13 protein-coding genes are annotated in these 15,960 nt (G+C 66.6%); 10 read left to right on the top strand and 3 right to left on the bottom strand.

Translation table 11 applies throughout. From position 1 onward, the window contains the following. Window positions 1-46: 46 nt before the first annotated feature. On the bottom strand, window positions 47-1,021 hold the full coding sequence (locus tag LRC39_RS02040) for an NADPH:quinone oxidoreductase family protein (protein WP_346296180.1): 975 nt from the start codon (window positions 1,019-1,021) through the stop codon (window positions 47-49). Between the two features lie 232 nt (window positions 1,022-1,253). Between LRC39_RS02040 and LRC39_RS02035 the strand changes: the two genes are divergently transcribed. From LRC39_RS02035 to LRC39_RS02000, 8 genes are all read left to right on the top strand, one after another. Continuing rightward, the gene (locus tag LRC39_RS02035) at window positions 1,254-2,090 is read left to right on the top strand and encodes an SDR family oxidoreductase (RefSeq protein ID WP_346296179.1); all 837 of its coding nucleotides are present in this window, start codon (window positions 1,254-1,256) and stop codon (window positions 2,088-2,090) included. A 199-nt stretch (window positions 2,091-2,289) separates the two neighbouring features. Next, window positions 2,290-2,820 carry an invasion associated locus B family protein gene (locus LRC39_RS02030; protein ID WP_408017696.1) on the top strand — a complete coding sequence of 177 codons (531 nt, stop codon included), beginning with the start codon at window positions 2,290-2,292 and terminating at the stop codon, window positions 2,818-2,820. A gap of 185 nt (window positions 2,821-3,005) precedes the next feature. Continuing rightward, on the top strand, window positions 3,006-4,205 hold the full coding sequence (gene rlmN / locus LRC39_RS02025; RefSeq protein ID WP_164637152.1) for a 23S rRNA (adenine(2503)-C(2))-methyltransferase RlmN: 1,200 nt from the start codon (window positions 3,006-3,008) through the stop codon (window positions 4,203-4,205). A gap of 3 nt (window positions 4,206-4,208) precedes the next feature. Next, complete coding sequence (locus LRC39_RS02020; protein ID WP_346296178.1) at window positions 4,209-4,802, top strand: HD domain-containing protein; 594 nt, start codon at window positions 4,209-4,211, stop codon at window positions 4,800-4,802. After that, window positions 4,802-5,302 carry a hypothetical protein gene (locus LRC39_RS02015; RefSeq protein ID WP_107342621.1) on the top strand — a complete coding sequence of 167 codons (501 nt, stop codon included), beginning with the start codon at window positions 4,802-4,804 and terminating at the stop codon, window positions 5,300-5,302. The genes LRC39_RS02020 and LRC39_RS02015 overlap by 1 nt, the downstream gene beginning before the upstream one ends. Then, window positions 5,299-6,078, top strand: a complete 780-nt coding sequence (locus tag LRC39_RS02010; RefSeq protein ID WP_346296177.1) for a phosphatase PAP2 family protein — start codon at window positions 5,299-5,301, stop codon at window positions 6,076-6,078. Before LRC39_RS02015 ends, LRC39_RS02010 begins: the two co-directional genes overlap by 4 nt. Window positions 6,079-6,178: 100 nt before the next feature. Continuing rightward, window positions 6,179-7,516 (top strand): argininosuccinate synthase, encoded by a 1,338-nt coding sequence (gene argG, locus LRC39_RS02005; RefSeq protein ID WP_346296176.1) that lies wholly within the window; start codon window positions 6,179-6,181, stop codon window positions 7,514-7,516. Between the two features lie 244 nt (window positions 7,517-7,760). Continuing rightward, a complete protein-coding gene (locus LRC39_RS02000; RefSeq protein WP_346296175.1) occupies window positions 7,761-9,518 on the top strand; it encodes an alkaline phosphatase in 1,758 nt (585 codons plus the stop codon). A gap of 15 nt (window positions 9,519-9,533) precedes the next feature. On the opposite strand, the gene LRC39_RS01995 is transcribed toward LRC39_RS02000, so the two are convergent. Beyond that, on the bottom strand, window positions 9,534-11,654 hold the full coding sequence (locus tag LRC39_RS01995; RefSeq protein WP_346296174.1) for a putative bifunctional diguanylate cyclase/phosphodiesterase: 2,121 nt from the start codon (window positions 11,652-11,654) through the stop codon (window positions 9,534-9,536). Window positions 11,655-12,147: 493 nt separating this feature from the next. Between LRC39_RS01995 and mepA the strand changes: the two genes are divergently transcribed. Beyond that, window positions 12,148-13,110, top strand: a complete 963-nt coding sequence (gene mepA / locus LRC39_RS01990; protein ID WP_346296173.1) for a penicillin-insensitive murein endopeptidase — start codon at window positions 12,148-12,150, stop codon at window positions 13,108-13,110. Window positions 13,111-13,131: 21 nt separating this feature from the next. On the opposite strand, the gene LRC39_RS01985 is transcribed toward mepA, so the two are convergent. Next, on the bottom strand, window positions 13,132-14,925 hold the full coding sequence (locus LRC39_RS01985; protein WP_346296172.1) for a potassium/proton antiporter: 1,794 nt from the start codon (window positions 14,923-14,925) through the stop codon (window positions 13,132-13,134). Between the two features lie 203 nt (window positions 14,926-15,128). On the opposite strand from LRC39_RS01985, the gene map reads away from it, so the two are divergent. Then, complete coding sequence (map, locus tag LRC39_RS01980) at window positions 15,129-15,953, top strand: type I methionyl aminopeptidase (protein ID WP_107342614.1); 825 nt, start codon at window positions 15,129-15,131, stop codon at window positions 15,951-15,953. Window positions 15,954-15,960: the final 7 nt, after the last annotated feature.

The raw sequence follows: 15,960 nt of genomic DNA, 5'->3' as shown, positions 1-15,960 counted from the left end.
GGAGGGTTACGCGCTGCGCGCTAACCCACCTTAGGATTCAGCATTCTCACGGATGCAGGATCACCTTGCCCATCGCCTGACGGCCGGCGAGCACCTTCAGGGCGTCGGCGGTCTGCGCCAGCGGGAAGGTGCGGTCGACGTGCGAGGAGATCTTGCCCTCGGCCGCCCATTGCACCAGCTTCTCGAGATTGGCGCGGTTCTTCTCCGGGTTGATCCGCGTCCACGCGCCCCAGAACACGCCGCGAATATCGCAGCCCTTCAGTAGCGCGAGGTTGAGCGGCATCTTCGGAATGTCGCCGGCCGCAAAGCCGATCACCAGGAAGCGGCCTTCCCAGGCGATCGAGCGCAACGCGGCTTCAGCGTAACTCCCACCGACCGGATCGAACACGATGTCGACGCCCTTGCCGCCGGTGAGTTTCTTCAGCCCCTCTTTCAGATCTTCCTTCGCGTAGTTCAGCGTCAGCTCGGCGCCGTGCTGCTTGGCGAATTCGAGCTTCTCGTCCGAGGAGGCGCAAGCGATGACTTTGAGGCCCATCAGCTTGCCGAGCTCGCACGCCGCAAGGCCGGTGCCGCCGGCAGCGCCGAGCACCGCGAGTGTCTCGCCCGGCTTCGGGCTGGCGCGGTCTTCCAGCGCGTGCAACGCGGTGCCGTAGATGATGAAGATGCCGGCGGCGCGGTCGTAATCGAGACTGTCGGGGATCTTGACGATCGACGCGGCGGGGAGCGCGATCTTTTCGCGCGCGCCATTGTGGCCGCAGGACGCCGCGACGCGGTCGCCGGGCTTGAGGTCGGTGACGCCCTCACCGACGCTCTCGATCACGCCCGCGACTTCCGCGCCCGGCGAGAACGGGAACGGCGGCTTGATCTGGTACTTGCCCTGGATCATCAGGATGTCGAAGAAATTCAGCGCCGCCGCCTTGATGGCGATCACCGCCTCGCCGGGGCCGGCGACCGGATCGGGCACGTCGGCGTAAACGAGATCGTCGGGACCGCAATATTGCTGGCAGAGAATGGCCTTCATGTATCCACCCAGGTGCGAGGTTTGTGATTGCCTGCCGTTCTGCCGGATTTGCACGGCAGGGACAATCGGATTCGGCCCGTGCGCCCAGCCGCATCGTCATTGCCGGGCTTGACCCCGGCAATCCATCCGTTCTCGAAAGATGATGGATGCCCGGATCAAGTCCGGGCATGACGCAGCATGCGGGACTAATTCCGCACGAATTCCGCTTCGCGGTTAATCAAGGAGGCGCGCGATGTTCGAGGCTGGTCTGCTTGCGAACAAACGGATTCTGATTACCGGCGGCGGTTCCGGACTCGGTGCTGCGATGGCGGCACGCTTTGCCGAACTCGGTGCGTCGCTGCTGCTGTGCGGACGACGCGCCGAGGTGCTGCACGAGACCGCGGAGCAACTCCGGTCACGCGGCAGCCAAGTCGACACCCTCGTGTGCGACGTGCGCGATCCGCAAGCGGTCGAAACCATGCTCGACGAAATCTGGCGCGCAGCGCCGCTCGACGTGCTGATCAACAACGCCGCCGCGACCTTTATCGCGCAGACCGAGCGAATGTCGGCGCGCGCCGCGGACGCGATCCTGGCACCGACGCTGCACGGCGCGATGTACTGCACGCTCGGCGCCGGGCGGCGCTGGATCGATGGCGGACGCGCGGGCGTCGTGCTCAGCATCCTGTCGACCTCGACGATCACGGGGCGCGCCTTCACGGTACCGTCCGCGATGGCGAAGTCGGCGGTGCTGGCGATGACCAAGAGCCTCGCGGTGGAGTGGGGACCGAAACAGATTCGGCTGGTGGCGATCGCGCCCGGTGCCTTTCCGACCGCGGGTGCGACCGCGCAGCTCAGGCCGGACGGACGCGCCGCCGATCCGGCGGACCGGGTGCCGCTCGGCCGTGTCGGCCGCCACGACGAGCTTGCTAACTTGGCGAGCTTCCTGATCTCCGATCAGGCCGCCTACATCACCGGCGAGATGGTGGTGCAGGACGGCGGCACCCATCTGCGCAGCTCCGGCGCCGAGGACCTGCTGCAATGGAGCGATCAGCAATGGGCCGCGCACCGGGCCGGACGCGCCAAATCCTGAAGGTACGCCAGCTACATGCCGAAGCCACATCGGCGGTGAGCAACGCCCGTTGACGGCTTTCCAGAATCGACCGTCCCGGCTATTCCGGGCGTCGTGATCAGCGGACCCCCGCGAGCCATTTTGCAGTCACAATGATGAGGGACCAGACTTGCCCATGATCATGAGGCGAATGCTGATTGCCGCGTTGGCGGGTTCATTGATGGTTGCGGCGGGCGACGCTGCGGTGGCGCGCGAAGCCAAGGGCAAGCCGGCCGCGACGCCGGCAGCTGCCTCAGGCGGCGCGGAGCCGACGCTCATCGGCCAGTTCGGCAGCTGGGGCGCCTATACGGCGGCGCCTGGCGGCAAGAAGGTGTGCTTCGCGCTGGCCAAGCCGTCCTCCTCCAAGACCACTCCGCCGAACCGGCCGCGCGATCCGGCCTACGCGTTCATCTCGACCCGGCCGTCCGAAAAGGTGGTTAACGAGGTATCGGTGATGGTCGGCTATCCGCTGAAGCCGGGCTCGGAATCGGCCATCGAGGTCGCCGGCAGCTCGTTCGCAATGTACACCCAGGGCGACGGCATCTGGATCAAGAACGCCGCCGAGGAAGAACGCCTGGTCGAGGCGATGCGTCGCGGCGCCGAAATCACCGTCAAGGGGGTCTCGGCCAAGGGAACCGCCAGCACCGACGTGTTTTCGCTGAAGGGGCTGGCCCAAGCGCTCGACAAGGTGGCGCAGGCCTGCGGCAGCTGAGAGCCCGCCCCGCGGGCCGCCGCTATTGAGGCCGGCCGCCCCGTTCGGTAAAGCATTCCGGTACAGACGACCCGCCAGCCGGCGACAACCGGGCGGCGGGTTCTTATATGCATGGCGACCGGCGGCTTGTGCCCCGCTCTGCACGCCCGCCGCGGATGGCCGGCCACCAACCTGAACGTGATGCGATGACGCCTTCTGCCGCCTCGGCCCTGGTCGAGAAGACCCCGCTGGAAACCTATGTGCCGCCGGCCAAGCCGTCGCTGATCGGGCTGTCGCGGGCGCAATTGTGCGACCGGCTCGGCGAAGTCGGCGTGGCGCCGCCGCAGCGCAAGATGCGGGCGCAGCAGCTGTGGCATTGGATCTATGTCCGGGGCGCTCGCGACTTCTCCGAAATGACCAATGTGTCCAAGGAGATGCGGGCAACGCTGGCGGAGCACTTCACGGTCGACCGGCCCGAAGTGGTGGCCGAGCAGATTTCGGCCGACGGCACCCGCAAATGGCTGCTTCGGCTGCCGAGCGGCGGCGACGGCCAGAAGGCCCACGAGGTCGAGTGCGTCTATATCCCGGAGACCGACCGCGGCACGCTGTGCGTCTCCAGCCAGGTCGGCTGCACCCTGAATTGCGCATTCTGCCACACCGGCACCCAGCGCCTGGTGCGCAACCTCACCGCCGGCGAGATCGTCGGCCAGGTGATGGTGGCTCGCGACCGGCTCGGTGACTGGATCGACCGCGAGACCCCGAACGGCAATCGCCTGATTACCAACATCGTGATGATGGGGATGGGCGAGCCGCTCTACAATTTCGACGCGGTGCGCGACGCGCTGCTGATCGTCTCGGACAACGAAGGCATCGGCATCTCGCGGCGGCGGATCACGCTGTCGACCTCCGGCGTGGTGCCGAACATCAAGCGCACCGGCGACGAGATCGGCGTGATGCTGGCGATCTCGCTGCACGCCGTGCGCGACGAATTGCGCGACGAACTGGTGCCGCTGAACCGCAAGTACCCGCTGAAGGAATTGCTGCAGGCCTGCCGCGACTATCCGGGCGCGTCGAATGCCCGCCGCATCACCTTCGAATATGTGATGCTGAAGGGCGTCAACGACTCGCTCGACGATGCGCGTCGCTTGGTGCAGCTGCTCAAGGGCATTCCGGCCAAGATCAATCTGATCCCGTTCAATCCGTGGCCCGGCTCGAAATACGAATGCTCGGACTGGGACCAGATCGAGAAGTTCTCGGAATACATCTTCAACGCCGGCTACTCGTCGCCGGTGCGCACCCCGCGCGGCCGCGACATTCTGGCCGCCTGCGGTCAGCTCAAATCCGAGACCGAAAAGCTGTCGGTACGCGAACGCAACGCGCTGCGCGCGATGGCGATGACGGACTGATCCATGCTGCCCGCCGACGAGATCCAGGGCGTGCTCGCCTTCCTGCGGGAAGCCGAGCGGCTCAAAAGCGTGATCCGCAGCGGGTACACGTCCACCGGCCGCCCCGAGAGCACCGCCGAACACACTTGGCGTTTGTGCCTGATGGCGATGCTGCTCGCCGACGGGCTCGGCGACATCAATGTGGCGCGCCTGTTGAAGATCTGCATCGTCCACGATCTCGGCGAAGCCCTGCACGGCGACGTGCCGGCGGTCGCACAAGTGGAGGGCGATGACAGAGCCGCACGGGAGCGCGCCGATATCGAAACTCTGACGCAGCCGCTCGACGACAAGCGCCGCGCCGAGATTCTGGCTCTGTGGCACGACTACGAGACCGGAGCCTCGCCGGAGGGCCGGCTCGCCAAGGGGCTCGATAAGCTGGAAACCATCCTGCAGCACACGCAGGGCCTCAACCCGGCCGACTTCGACTACGCGTTCAATCTGGATTACGGCACCAAGCACACCGCGGTTCACCCGCTGATCGGTGCGATCCGCGCCGAACTCGACAACGACACCAGGGCGCGGATGACAGCTCAGCAAGCCTCCGGAGCACCCCACTAATGGCATTGCTCGGCCGCCTGTTCGTGATCGCGATCGGCTTTCTGTTCGCCTCGATCGCCGCCGGCCTGGTGGTGGTCGGGATGCTGCTGTTTCCGGAGCTCAGCCAGATCGCCGACGGACCGATCGACACCGATGCGCTGAACATCGTGATGGGCTTCGGCTTCATCTTCGTGTCCGGCTTTGCGCTGCTGCCGGCGCTGGTGGTGATGCTGATCACCGAGGCGTTCTCGATCCGCAGCGCGCTGGCCTATGCGATCGGCGGCGCGCTGGTCGGGGTCGCATGCTATCTCGGCCTGGTGCCGTTCGATCCGGCGACCCTGCATTTCGACGGCATCATCCGCCGCCACCTCGAAATCATGACCGGGGCCGGCATCGTCGGCGGCATGGTGTATTGGCTGGTCGCCGGCCGCAACGCCGGCGCCTGGCGCGATCCGCCCCGCCGGCGCGCGCCATTGCCGCCTTCCCAACCCGCACCGCCTCCGGTAAACCGCGCCCCATGAACCGCAACGGACTTCTCATCGCGCTGGCGCTGTTCGCCGGCATCGGGCTGACGTTCGGTCTGTTTCCGGGCCTCGACCTGTGGCTGGCCGGCCTGTTCTACGACACGGCCGCCAAGACCTTCCCGATGCGCGCGATGCCGGATCTCGAATTCGCCCGCGATTTTGCGATGTGGATCGCCTGGGCGATCGCGGCGCCGTCGATCTTCGCGCTGGTCTACAAGATGATCCGCCCGGACCGGCCGCTGGTGATGCCGGGCCGCACGGTGGCGTTTCTGCTGATCAGCATCACGCTATCGGCCGGCATCCTCACCAACATGACCTTCAAGAGCCATTGGGGCCGGCCGCGGCCGGCCGCGGTGACCGAATTCAACGGCCCGTGGCAGTTCAAGGCGTGGTGGGACAATTCCGGCGCCTGCCCGAAGAACTGCTCGTTCTTCTCCGGCGAGGGCGCCACCGCCTATTGGACCTTCGCGCCCGCCGCGCTGACGCCCCCGGCGGTGCGTCCTTACGCCTATGCGGCGGCCTTCACCTTCGGCACCGTCACCAGCGGCCTGCGGATGGCGTTCGGCGGGCACTTCTTCACGGACGTCGCGATCGCCGGCCTCGTCACCTTCCTGGTGATCTGGCTGCTTTACGCACTGATCTACCGCTGGGCCTGGAGCCGGACCTCGGACGAGGCGATCGACGCGGCGCTGACCCGCGCGTTCTGGCCGCTGTACCGGCTGCGGCTGAAGAAATGGCGCGGCCAGGACATCGGCCCGGCGCCGGCCGCCTGAGCCGCATCCGCACCTCCGCCGCGATTAAACGCGTGCCGCTGGCCGCGAAGTTTGGTATGCGCGCAGCAACCGCAACTGCTTCAACCGATTGGGACTTCCAATGACTACGATCTTGAAAAGCCTGCCCAAGGGCGAAAACGTCGGCATCGCTTTCTCAGGGGGTCTCGATACCAGCGCGGCGCTGTTGTGGATGAAGCAGAAGGGCGCCCGGGTGTTCGCCTATACCGCGAATCTCGGCCAGCCCGACGAGGCCGATTACGACGCCATCCCGCGCAAGGCGATGGAGTTCGGCGCCGAGAAGGCCCGCCTGGTCGATTGCCGCACCCAGCTGGTGCACGAAGGCATCGCGGCGATCCAGGCCGGCGCCTTCCACGTTTCGACCGGCGGCATCGCCTACTTCAACACCACCCCGCTCGGCCGCGCCGTGACCGGCACCATGCTGGTGTCGGCGATGAAGGAAGACGGCGTCAACATCTGGGGCGACGGCTCGACCTACAAGGGCAACGACATCGAGCGGTTCTACCGCTACGGCCTGCTCACCAATCCGGCCTTGCGGATCTACAAGCCCTGGCTCGACCAGCAGTTCATCGACGAGCTCGGCGGCCGTGCCGAAATGTCGGCGTTCATGACCTCCCACGGCTTCGCCTACAAGATGAGCGCCGAGAAGGCGTATTCGACCGACAGCAATCTGCTCGGCGCCACCCACGAGGCCAAGGATCTCGAACACCTCGACAGCGGCATCAAGATCGTCAACCCGATCATGGGCGTGCCGTTCTGGCGCGACGACTGTGCCGTCAAGGCCGAGACCGTCAGCGTGCGGTTCGAGGAAGGCCAGCCGGTCGCGCTCAATGGCCAGACCTTCACTGATCCGGTCGCGATGTTCTACGAAGCCAATGCCATCGGCGGCCGCCATGGCCTCGGCATGAGCGACCAGATCGAAAACCGCATCATCGAAGCCAAGAGCCGCGGCATCTACGAAGCGCCCGGCATGGCGCTGCTGCACATCGCCTATGAGCGGCTGGTCACCGGCATCCACAACGAAGACACTATCGAGCAGTACCGCATCAACGGCATGAAGCTCGGCCGGCTGCTGTATCAGGGCCGCTGGTTCGACTCGCAGGCCCTGATGCTGCGCGAGACCGCGCAGCGCTGGGTCGCCCGCGCCGTCACCGGCGAAGTGACGCTGGAGCTGCGCCGCGGCAACGACTACTCGATCATGAACACCCAGAGCCCGAACCTGACCTATGCGCCGGAGCGGCTGAGCATGGAGAAGGTCGAGGACGCACCGTTCACACCGGCGGACCGCATCGGCCAGCTCACCATGCGCAACCTCGACATCACCGACACCCGCGCCAAGCTCGGCCTCTACGCCAAGACCGGCCTGCTGTCGTCCGGCGAAGGCACCCCGATCCCGCAGCTGGAGAACGACAAGGGCTAATAATAGCTCACCGTCATTCCGGGGCGCGAGCGCAGCTCGCGAACCCGGAATCCCGAGGTTGTTGAACGACCGGCGGTACCCCGAACGTCGAGATTCCGGGTTCGCACGAGCTGACGCTCGCGCGCCCCGGAATGACATGCTTGGTTAGTCACTAAGATCGAGCACACATCCACCACCACGCGGCGCGGCGTCATCCAGCCGTCATTTGCCGCTCATACGGTCCCGCGCATCAATCAGGACCGTGATGATGACCAGGCATGTTGTCGCGACGGCGTTTGCGTCGCTGATGTTCGTTTCGGCCGCTTCGGCCCAGACTATTTACCCGATCGACCGCGCCGAGATTCTGGCCGGCGCCAAATTCGACCTCAAGGTCGAGTTCGGCGGCGAAGTCACTGCGGACAAAGCCAGCCTCACCATCAATGGTGCTGACGCCGCGAGCGTGTTCGGCAAAGCCCCGGAACTGATCGCGCAAGAGGCGGGACAACCCCGGTCGGCACTGCTGCTCCGCGACGTGACGCTGAATAAGCCCGGCCGCTACAGCATCGAGGCCGGCGACGGCGCTACGCGCCGCAGCGTCAGCTGGACCGTGTACGACACCGGGCCTCGGCGGGCCAAGAACGTGATCCTGTTTGTCGGCGACGGTCTGTCCCCGGCGTATCGGGTGGCGGCGCGACTGCTGTCGAAAGGCATTCAGGAAGGCCGCGCGGGCGGCAAGCTGGCGATCGACGACATGCCGCAGATGGCGCTGGTGTCGACCGCGGGCAGCGACTCGATCATCACCGACTCGGCCAATGCGGCCAGCGCCTATGCGACCGGCCACAAGGCCGCCGTCAACGCGATGGGGGTCTATGCCGACCGCACCCCCGACCCGCTCGACGATCCCAAGGTCGAAACGCTGGCCTCGCTTGCCAAGCGCAAGCTCGGGCTGTCGATCGGCATCGTCACCAACACCGAGGTGGAAGACGCGACGCCCGCGGCGGTGATCGCCCACACCCGCCGCCGCGCTGCCTATGACGACATCGTCGCGCAGTTCTATGCCGCCCAGCCCGACGTGCTGATGGGCGGCGGCGCGGCTTACTTCCTGCCGAAAGCCGCGAACGGCAAGCGCAAGGACGATATCGATTATCTGGCGAAATTCCGCGATGCCGGCTACGCGGTCGCCACCAACGCGACCGACCTCGACGCGGCGAGCAAGACCGGCCCGCGAAAACTGCTCGGCCTGTTCGCGCCCGGCAACATGGACGGCGTGCTCGACCGCCGCTTCCTCAAAGGTGGCGGGGTCGCCAAGAACCCGGACCAGCCCGATCTGACCCAGCAGGTCGCGGTCGCCCTCGACGTGTTGTCGAAGAACGACGCAGGTTTCTTCCTGATGGTTGAATCCGGCCTGATCGACAAATACGCCCATGCACTCGACATGGAGCGTGCCGTGTACGACACCATCATGCTCGACAACGCGGTGCGCCAGACCCGCGACTGGGCCAAGGCCCGCGGCGACGACACGCTGATCCTGGTAGTGGCCGATCACAACCATCCCAACGCGCTGGTCGGCACCGTGCGCGACGATCTGGCCGAGGGCGACGAGGTGCCGCTGCGCGAGCGGATCGGCGTGTACGAGCGCGCCGGCTTTCCGAACTATCCGGCGCCCGATGCGGACGGCTATCCGGAGCGCGTCGATGTCAGTCGTCGCCTGGCAATCTTCTCCGCCAGCCTGCCGGATCACTACGAGACGCTGCGGCCGAAGCTCGACGGCCCCAACCAGCCGACCGAGGCGGGCGACAAGCCCGGCACCTTCAAGGCCAACGACAAGTACAAGGGCGTGCCCGGCGCAGTGCTGCGCATCGGCAATCTGCCGGCGATGATGAACGCCAGCGTGCACTCCGGCGAGGACGTGATCCTGACCGCCGCCGGCCCCGGCAGCGAGCGGGTTCGCGGTTCGCTGGAGAACACCGATGTGTTCCGGGTGATGGCCGACGCGCTGGGCCTCGGCGCCGAGGCCAAGTAGCAGGCGGCGCGAGGCTTAAGCGACCCGCGCCGACCCCATCGCAAACTCTGCACCGGCGGAAGCACCGCTCTGCTGCAGGTCGAGCAGCCCGGTGATTTCAGAATTGGGACGGGCCTGGCTGAACAGGAAGCCCTGCGCTTCCTGGCAGCCTTCGGCGCGCAGCCAGCTCAGCTCCGCCTCGCTTTCGACGCCCTCGGCCGTGATGGTGACGCCGAGACCGTTGCCGAGGCTGATGATCGAACGCACGATCGCCTGGGATTCGCGATTGTCACACAGCCCGCGGACGAACGACTGATCGATCTTGATCTTGTCGAACGGGAAGCTGCGCAAATAACTCAGCGACGAATAGCCGGTGCCGAAATCGTCCATCGAGATCCGCACCCCAAGGGCGCGCAGCGCATGCAGCGTCGCCAGCACCTGGCTGCTCTTTTCCAGCAGCAGCGTTTCGGTGATCTCGAGCTCCAGCCGACGCGGCGGCAGGCCGGACTGCTTCAGCGCATCCATCACCACCGAAAGCAGATTGCCGACCCGGAATTGCAGCGGCGACAGGTTGACGGCGACGCGGACATCGTCCGGCCAGCGCGCGGCGTCCATGCAGGCCGAGCGCAGGATCTGCGCGCCGATGGCGTTGATCAGTCCGGTGTCTTCGGCGACCGGAATGAATTCGGCCGGCGAGATCATGCCGCGCTCCGGATGCGGCCAGCGCACCAGCGCTTCGCTACCGGTGATACGGCCGTCGGCGAGACGGACCAGCGGCTGATAGTAAGGGCGCAGCACTTCGTGCTGCAGCGCTGCGCGCAGATCAGTCTCGATCTTGCGCCTCGCCTGGGCACGCGCGTCCATCCCGACTTCGAAGAAACTGAAGGTGCCACGGGTGTCCTTCTTGGCGCGCGACAGCGCCATGTCGGCGTTCATCAGCAGTTTTTCGGAATCATCGCCGTCGCCGGGCGCCACCGCGATGCCAATGCTGGCGCCGACCACGACCGAATGGCCCTGCAGCAGATAGGGCTCGGCGATCGCGTGCAGCAGCCGCTTGGCGAGCAGCACGATGTCCTCGGGCCGCTTGATGCCGGTCTGGATCACGGCGAATTCGTCGGAGTTGAGCCTCGCCAGCGGATCTTCCTCGCGCAGCGTCGAGCGTAGCCGGCGGGCGACGCCGCGCAGCAGCTTGTCGCCGACCGCGTGGCCGAGCGTGTCGTTGACGGCCTTGAAATTGTCGATGCCGACGAACAGCACCGCGGTCTTCTCGCCGGTGCGCCGGGTCTGGATCAGCAGTTCGTCGAGCCGCTTGCGCAGCGAATTGCGGTTCGGCAGCCCGGTGAGCCCGTCATGATGCGCCATGAAGGCGAGCCGCATCTCGGCGCGCTTGCGCTCGGTAATGTCCATCAGCGCCAGCAGCACCGCGGGCTCGCCATTATAGGTGAGCTGCCGTGAGTAGATCGCCAGGTCGATCAGCGAGCCGTCGGCCTTGACGTGCTTCCAGGTCCGCGCGGTGCGTTCTTCGTGGGTGTGATTGCCGGTCCAGGGCAGTTCGGTCTCGAATGCCTGAAGGCGGCGGATCGTCAGCGAGGCGAATTCGGACGGCGAGTAGCCGTAGTGCTCGACCGCGGCATCGTTGACGGCGAGGATGCGCTCGTCATTCAGCTGGCAGACGATCATCGGCACCGGATTGCTTTCGAACATCAGCCGGAACGAAGCTTCGCGCTGCTTCAGCTCGGTGATGTCGACGCGCAGGCCGATGATGCCGCCGTCGGAGGTGGTCCGCTCCTCGATCTGGATGCAGCGGCCGTCGGCCAGCACCTGCTCGTGGCTGGAGCCCGGATTGAACATCCGCTGCAACCGCTCGGCGATCCATTCTTCCTCGCGGCCCTCGGCCTCCGGATAGTCGCCGCGCGCGATGCCGATGCGCATGGTGTCCTGGATCCGGGCGCCGGGCTCGAACTGATCGGCACTGGCCTTGTAGATCTCCGCGTAGCGCTTGTTCCAGAGGATGTAGCGGCCGTCGGCATCGAGAAACACGATGCCCTGCGGCAGGATGTCGATCGCCTCACGCAGCCGGGCGTGCGAGCGCCGGGCTTCCTCGAGCGCGGCTGCGACCGCGCGCTCGCCTTCGGCGACGTCCGCCGGCCGCGCCATCCGGCGTGTTTTTGACGACAGTTTGGGGGCGGGCAGCGCGCTGCGGCGCGGCTTAGCGCTGCCGGCAGACGGACGGATTCGAGCCGTCTTCTTTTTCTTCAGCCGGACTTGCGGACTCACCACGCATCACCACCACGCAAATGACGCCCTGGTTGTGCAATAAGTGTCTGAAAAAATTGTATAACGGCAGGGATGTCGCAGGCTGGAAGGGTTAACAGCCGGGCCCGGCGTGCTCGTGGGACAGGCAATTTGCCAGCTCGAGGCGGTGCCGAATAACCTCCAGCACAGGGATTCGGCCGTCTTTCCGGGGACTCCGGCCCGGCATTGCCCACGCGGTGAGCGATTGCCCACCCGGCGCGGCAAATTGCGCCAGACTCCAGCAAGGTTAGCGCCGGCTTAAAGACAGGCGAATTAGCGCGAAATCATCTCCGCCAAGCCACAGCCCCGAGCCCAACCCAGTCGAGATCAGGCGCGCGTGCGGTATAGTGAGCTTATGCGCCGCGCGATTCTTGCTGCTCCGGTCCGGCTCGCCAGTCTGCTGGCTGCGATGATGTTGTTCGTCCCGGCCGCGATGGCCCAGGACAAAGGCACCCTCGACCCCAAGCCGCTGCCGCCGCTGGCGCATCCCAACGATCCGGGCCTCGCGGCGCGCGAGCTGTTCGCCCGCAAGCTGCGCCCAACCGCGCAACAGCCCCGCCCGATCGGCTTCTACGCCAAGGGCTGCATGGCCGGCGGCGCCTCAATACCGATTAACGGTCCGACGTGGCAGGTGATGCGCCTGTCGCGCAACCGGGCGTGGGCGCTTCCCGCCACCGTGCGGCTGATCGAACGGGTTGCCAACAAGGCGCGCGAGCAGGCCGGCTGGAACGGCATCCTGATCGGCGACATGTCGCAGCCGCGCGGCGGGCCGATGCTGACCGGCCACGCCAGCCACCAGGTCGGGCTCGATGCCGACATCTGGCTGACGCCGATGCCGAACCGGCTGCTGTCGCGCAATGAACGCGAAGAGATGTCGGCGGTGATGATGGTCCGCAGCGACCGGCTCGACATCGAGCCGTCGGCCTGGACGCCGACGCATTGGAAGGTGATCCGGGCCGCGGCGCTGGAGCCGGAGGTGGACCGCATCTTCGTCAACGCCGCGATCAAGAAGGCGCTATGCCGCGAAGCCAAGGGCGACCGCAGCTGGCTGCACAAGGTGCGGCCGATGTACGGCCACGATTACCACTTCCACATCCGGCTGCGCTGCCCGGCCGGGATCGACGGCTGCGAGTCGCAGGCCGAACCGCCGCCGGGCGAGGGCTGTGGCGCCTCCGATTTCGCCTATTGGTTCAGCGATGCGGTGCTGCATCCGAAGCCGCCGCTGAAGCCGCCTCCGCCGCGGCATCAATTGACGCTGTCCGAGCTGCCCGCCGAATGCCGGGCCGTGCTGAACGCCCCCGACAAGAAGCCGGACTGATCAGCCCGGAGCGACCACGAGCTACACGCCCGCGAGCGCCGACCAGACGTCCGACAGCTTGGACTTCAGTTTGGTGAGCCGGGTCGGCGGCGGCGCCTCGTCTTCTTCCTCCGGCAGCCGCAGACCGACCACGTTGACGCGGCCGCCGCCGAGGCTGCGCGCCACCAGCACGATCGAATCCAGCGGCAGCGTCGCGCCGACCATCGGGGCCTGGTCGAGATAGATGTCGAAGTAATCCGCCAGCGTCAGCGCCTCCTGGCCGGCCGGCACGCTGACGCCGTAAGCGGCCGCAAGATCGCCGAGCGAGGTTTCGCCCGGCACGATGAAATCGCCGAGCAGATGCGGATCAGGCGCGGTCGACGGCGGCATGTCGACGAAGAAGCGGTCGAGCGCGGCGGCCTTTTCGGGCGGCGCCAGCAGATAGACGTAATCGCCGGGCGCGACCGGATCAGCTTCCTCCGGCGTCAGGATGCGCTCGTCGCGGATCACCAGCGTCGGCTTCGACCACGACGGGATCAGGCCGCGCTTCAGATACAGGCTCTTCGGCCGCACCGCGTAGCCGACCAGCTGTTGTTCGAGCTGGCCGGGTAGGTCGAGTTCAATACGCCGCGGCCCGCGATCGGTGCGCGGCAACGCGACGTGCAGCTTGCGGGCCGCCGGCGCCAACGTCCAGCCCTGCAGCATCAGCGAAATCAGCACCACCACGAAGGCAACGTCGAAATAGATATACGCCTTCGACAGCCCGACCAGCATCGGGATCGACGCCAGGAAGATCGCGACTGCGCCGCGAAGGCCGACCCAGGCGATGAACAGCCGCTCCCGCCAATTGAAGCGGAACGGCGCCAGGCAGATGAACACCGCGAGCGGCCGCGCCACCAGCATCAGGGCCAACGCGATCACCACCGCCGGGCCGATGCTGTCCATCAGCCGCTGCGGCGACACCAACAGGCCGAGCAGCACGAACATCACGATCTGCGCCAGCCAGGTCGCGGCATCGAGAAACGCCACCACCGAATTATGCGCGCGGGTCGGCTGATTGCCGATGATCATGCCGGCCAGATAGACCGCGAGAAATCCCGACGCGTGCGACATCTGCGCGGCGCCGAATACCACCAGCGCCGCGGTGGTCACGAACGGCGCGTGCAGGCCCTGCGGCAGCGCCACGCGATTGAGCGCCATCACCACGACGCGGCCGCCGACCACGCCGATCACCGCGCCGAGCGCCGCCTCGCGGACGAACTCGATCAGCACATGCAGGATCGAGCTTTCGCCGCGGGTGATCAGCTCCACCAGCATCAGGGTGAGGAACACCGCGAACGGATCGTTGGTGCCGGATTCGACCTCCAGGGTCGCGCCGACGCGCGGGCGAAGCCGCAGCCCCTGGGCGTGGACCAGCAGGAACACTGCCGCCGCGTCGGTCGAGGCGACCACCGCGCCGGCCAGCAGCGCTTCGACCCAGCTCAGATCAAGCGCGTAGCGGGCCACCGGCGCCGTCGCCAGCGCGGTCAGCAGCACGCCAACCGTCGCCAGCCCCATCGACGGCGCCAGCACCGCCTTGATGCTGGAGAATCGCGTCTTCAGGCCGCCGTCGAACAGGATCAGCGCCAGCGCCACGGAGCCGACGAGGTAGGTGGTGCCGAGATCGTTGAAATTAAGGCCGCCGGGGCCAGACTCGCCGGCCAGGATGCCGATGACCAGGAACACCAGCAGCAGCGGCGCGCCGAACCGCAGCGCCAGCAGGCTCGACAGGATCCCCGCCATCACCAGGACGGAGCCGAGCAGAATGGCGATGCTGACCGAGTCGAGGGACTCCATTGCCTCTCTGCGATTGGGTGACGGGACGCTGCCGCATCCTTAACGTCGCCGGATTGCGTCGCCAAGAGAGCATTGCGGCCGATAGCCTGCGGCAGCGGCCATGTCCGGCCGGCGACCCAGACGGCCGGCGCGCGCGCTTGCTGCGGCGGCCCGCGATCACTAGATTGGGCTCAAATCACCGCATCCCCAAAAGACTGGTCCGCATGAGCTACGTCGACGCCACCGAAACCGCCCAGCGCAAGACCGGGCAGATCAAGCTGCACGGCCCCGCCGGTTTCGCCGGCATGCGCAAGGCCGGCCAATTGGTGGCGCGTTGCCTCGACGAACTGGTCGACATCGTCAAGCCGGGCGTTCCGACCTCGAAGATCGACGACTTCGTTCGCGAATTCGCCTTCAGCCACGGCGCCTATCCGGCGACGCTGATGTACCGCGGCTATCGCTACTCGACCTGCACCTCGCTGAATCACGTGGTCTGCCATGGCATGCCGGGTGACCGGCCGCTGAAGGAAGGCGACATCGTCAATGTCGACGTCACCATGATCGTCGACGGCTGGTACGGCGATTCCAGCCGGATGTATCCGGTGGGTCCGATCGCCCGCAAAGCCGAGCGGCTGATCGACGTCACCTACGAGTCGCTGCTGCGCGGCATCGCGGCGGTCAAGCCGGGCGCCACCACCGGCGACATCGGCCACGCCATCCAGAGCTTCGTCGAACCGCAGCAGATGAGCGTGGTGCGCGATTTCTGCGGCCACGGCCTCGGCCGGCTGTTCCACGACGAGCCGAACATCATCCACGTCGGCAGCCCCGGGCAGGGCGCGGTGCTGAAGCCCGGCATGTTCTTCACCATCGAGCCGATGATCAATCTCGGCAAGCCATACGTGAAGATCCTGTCCGACGGCTGGACCGCAGTCACCCGCGACCGCTCGCTGTCGGCGCAGTTCGAACACTCGATCGGCGTCACCGAAGACGGCTGCGAGATCTTCACGGCTTCGCCCAAGGGCCTCGACAAACCGCCGTTCCAGAGCTGAGCGCGTC

Origin of the sequence: Rhodopseudomonas sp. P1 (assembly GCF_039642825.1) — a bacterium.
Classification (GTDB): domain Bacteria; phylum Pseudomonadota; class Alphaproteobacteria; order Rhizobiales; family Xanthobacteraceae; genus Rhodopseudomonas; species Rhodopseudomonas palustris_H.
The sequence above is the reverse complement of the archived record's forward strand: the minus strand, read 5'-3'. Positions and strand labels throughout refer to the sequence as shown.

Coding starts and splice junctions, on each gene's coding strand:
- LRC39_RS02040 (WP_346296180.1), bottom strand. CDS start 1,021: ATGAAGGCCATTCTCTGCCAGCAATATTGCGGTCCCGACGATCTCGTT.
- LRC39_RS02035 (WP_346296179.1), top strand. CDS start 1,254: ATGTTCGAGGCTGGTCTGCTTGCGAACAAACGGATTCTGATTACCGGC.
- LRC39_RS02030 (WP_408017696.1), top strand. CDS start 2,290: ATGGTTGCGGCGGGCGACGCTGCGGTGGCGCGCGAAGCCAAGGGCAAG.
- rlmN (WP_164637152.1), top strand. CDS start 3,006: ATGACGCCTTCTGCCGCCTCGGCCCTGGTCGAGAAGACCCCGCTGGAA.
- LRC39_RS02020 (WP_346296178.1), top strand. CDS start 4,209: ATGCTGCCCGCCGACGAGATCCAGGGCGTGCTCGCCTTCCTGCGGGAA.
- LRC39_RS02015 (WP_107342621.1), top strand. CDS start 4,802: ATGGCATTGCTCGGCCGCCTGTTCGTGATCGCGATCGGCTTTCTGTTC.
- LRC39_RS02010 (WP_346296177.1), top strand. CDS start 5,299: ATGAACCGCAACGGACTTCTCATCGCGCTGGCGCTGTTCGCCGGCATC.
- argG (WP_346296176.1), top strand. CDS start 6,179: ATGACTACGATCTTGAAAAGCCTGCCCAAGGGCGAAAACGTCGGCATC.
- LRC39_RS02000 (WP_346296175.1), top strand. CDS start 7,761: ATGATGACCAGGCATGTTGTCGCGACGGCGTTTGCGTCGCTGATGTTC.
- LRC39_RS01995 (WP_346296174.1), bottom strand. CDS start 11,654: ATGGCGCGGCCGGCGGACGTCGCCGAAGGCGAGCGCGCGGTCGCAGCC.
- mepA (WP_346296173.1), top strand. CDS start 12,148: ATGCGCCGCGCGATTCTTGCTGCTCCGGTCCGGCTCGCCAGTCTGCTG.
- LRC39_RS01985 (WP_346296172.1), bottom strand. CDS start 14,925: ATGGAGTCCCTCGACTCGGTCAGCATCGCCATTCTGCTCGGCTCCGTC.
- map (WP_107342614.1), top strand. CDS start 15,129: ATGAGCTACGTCGACGCCACCGAAACCGCCCAGCGCAAGACCGGGCAG.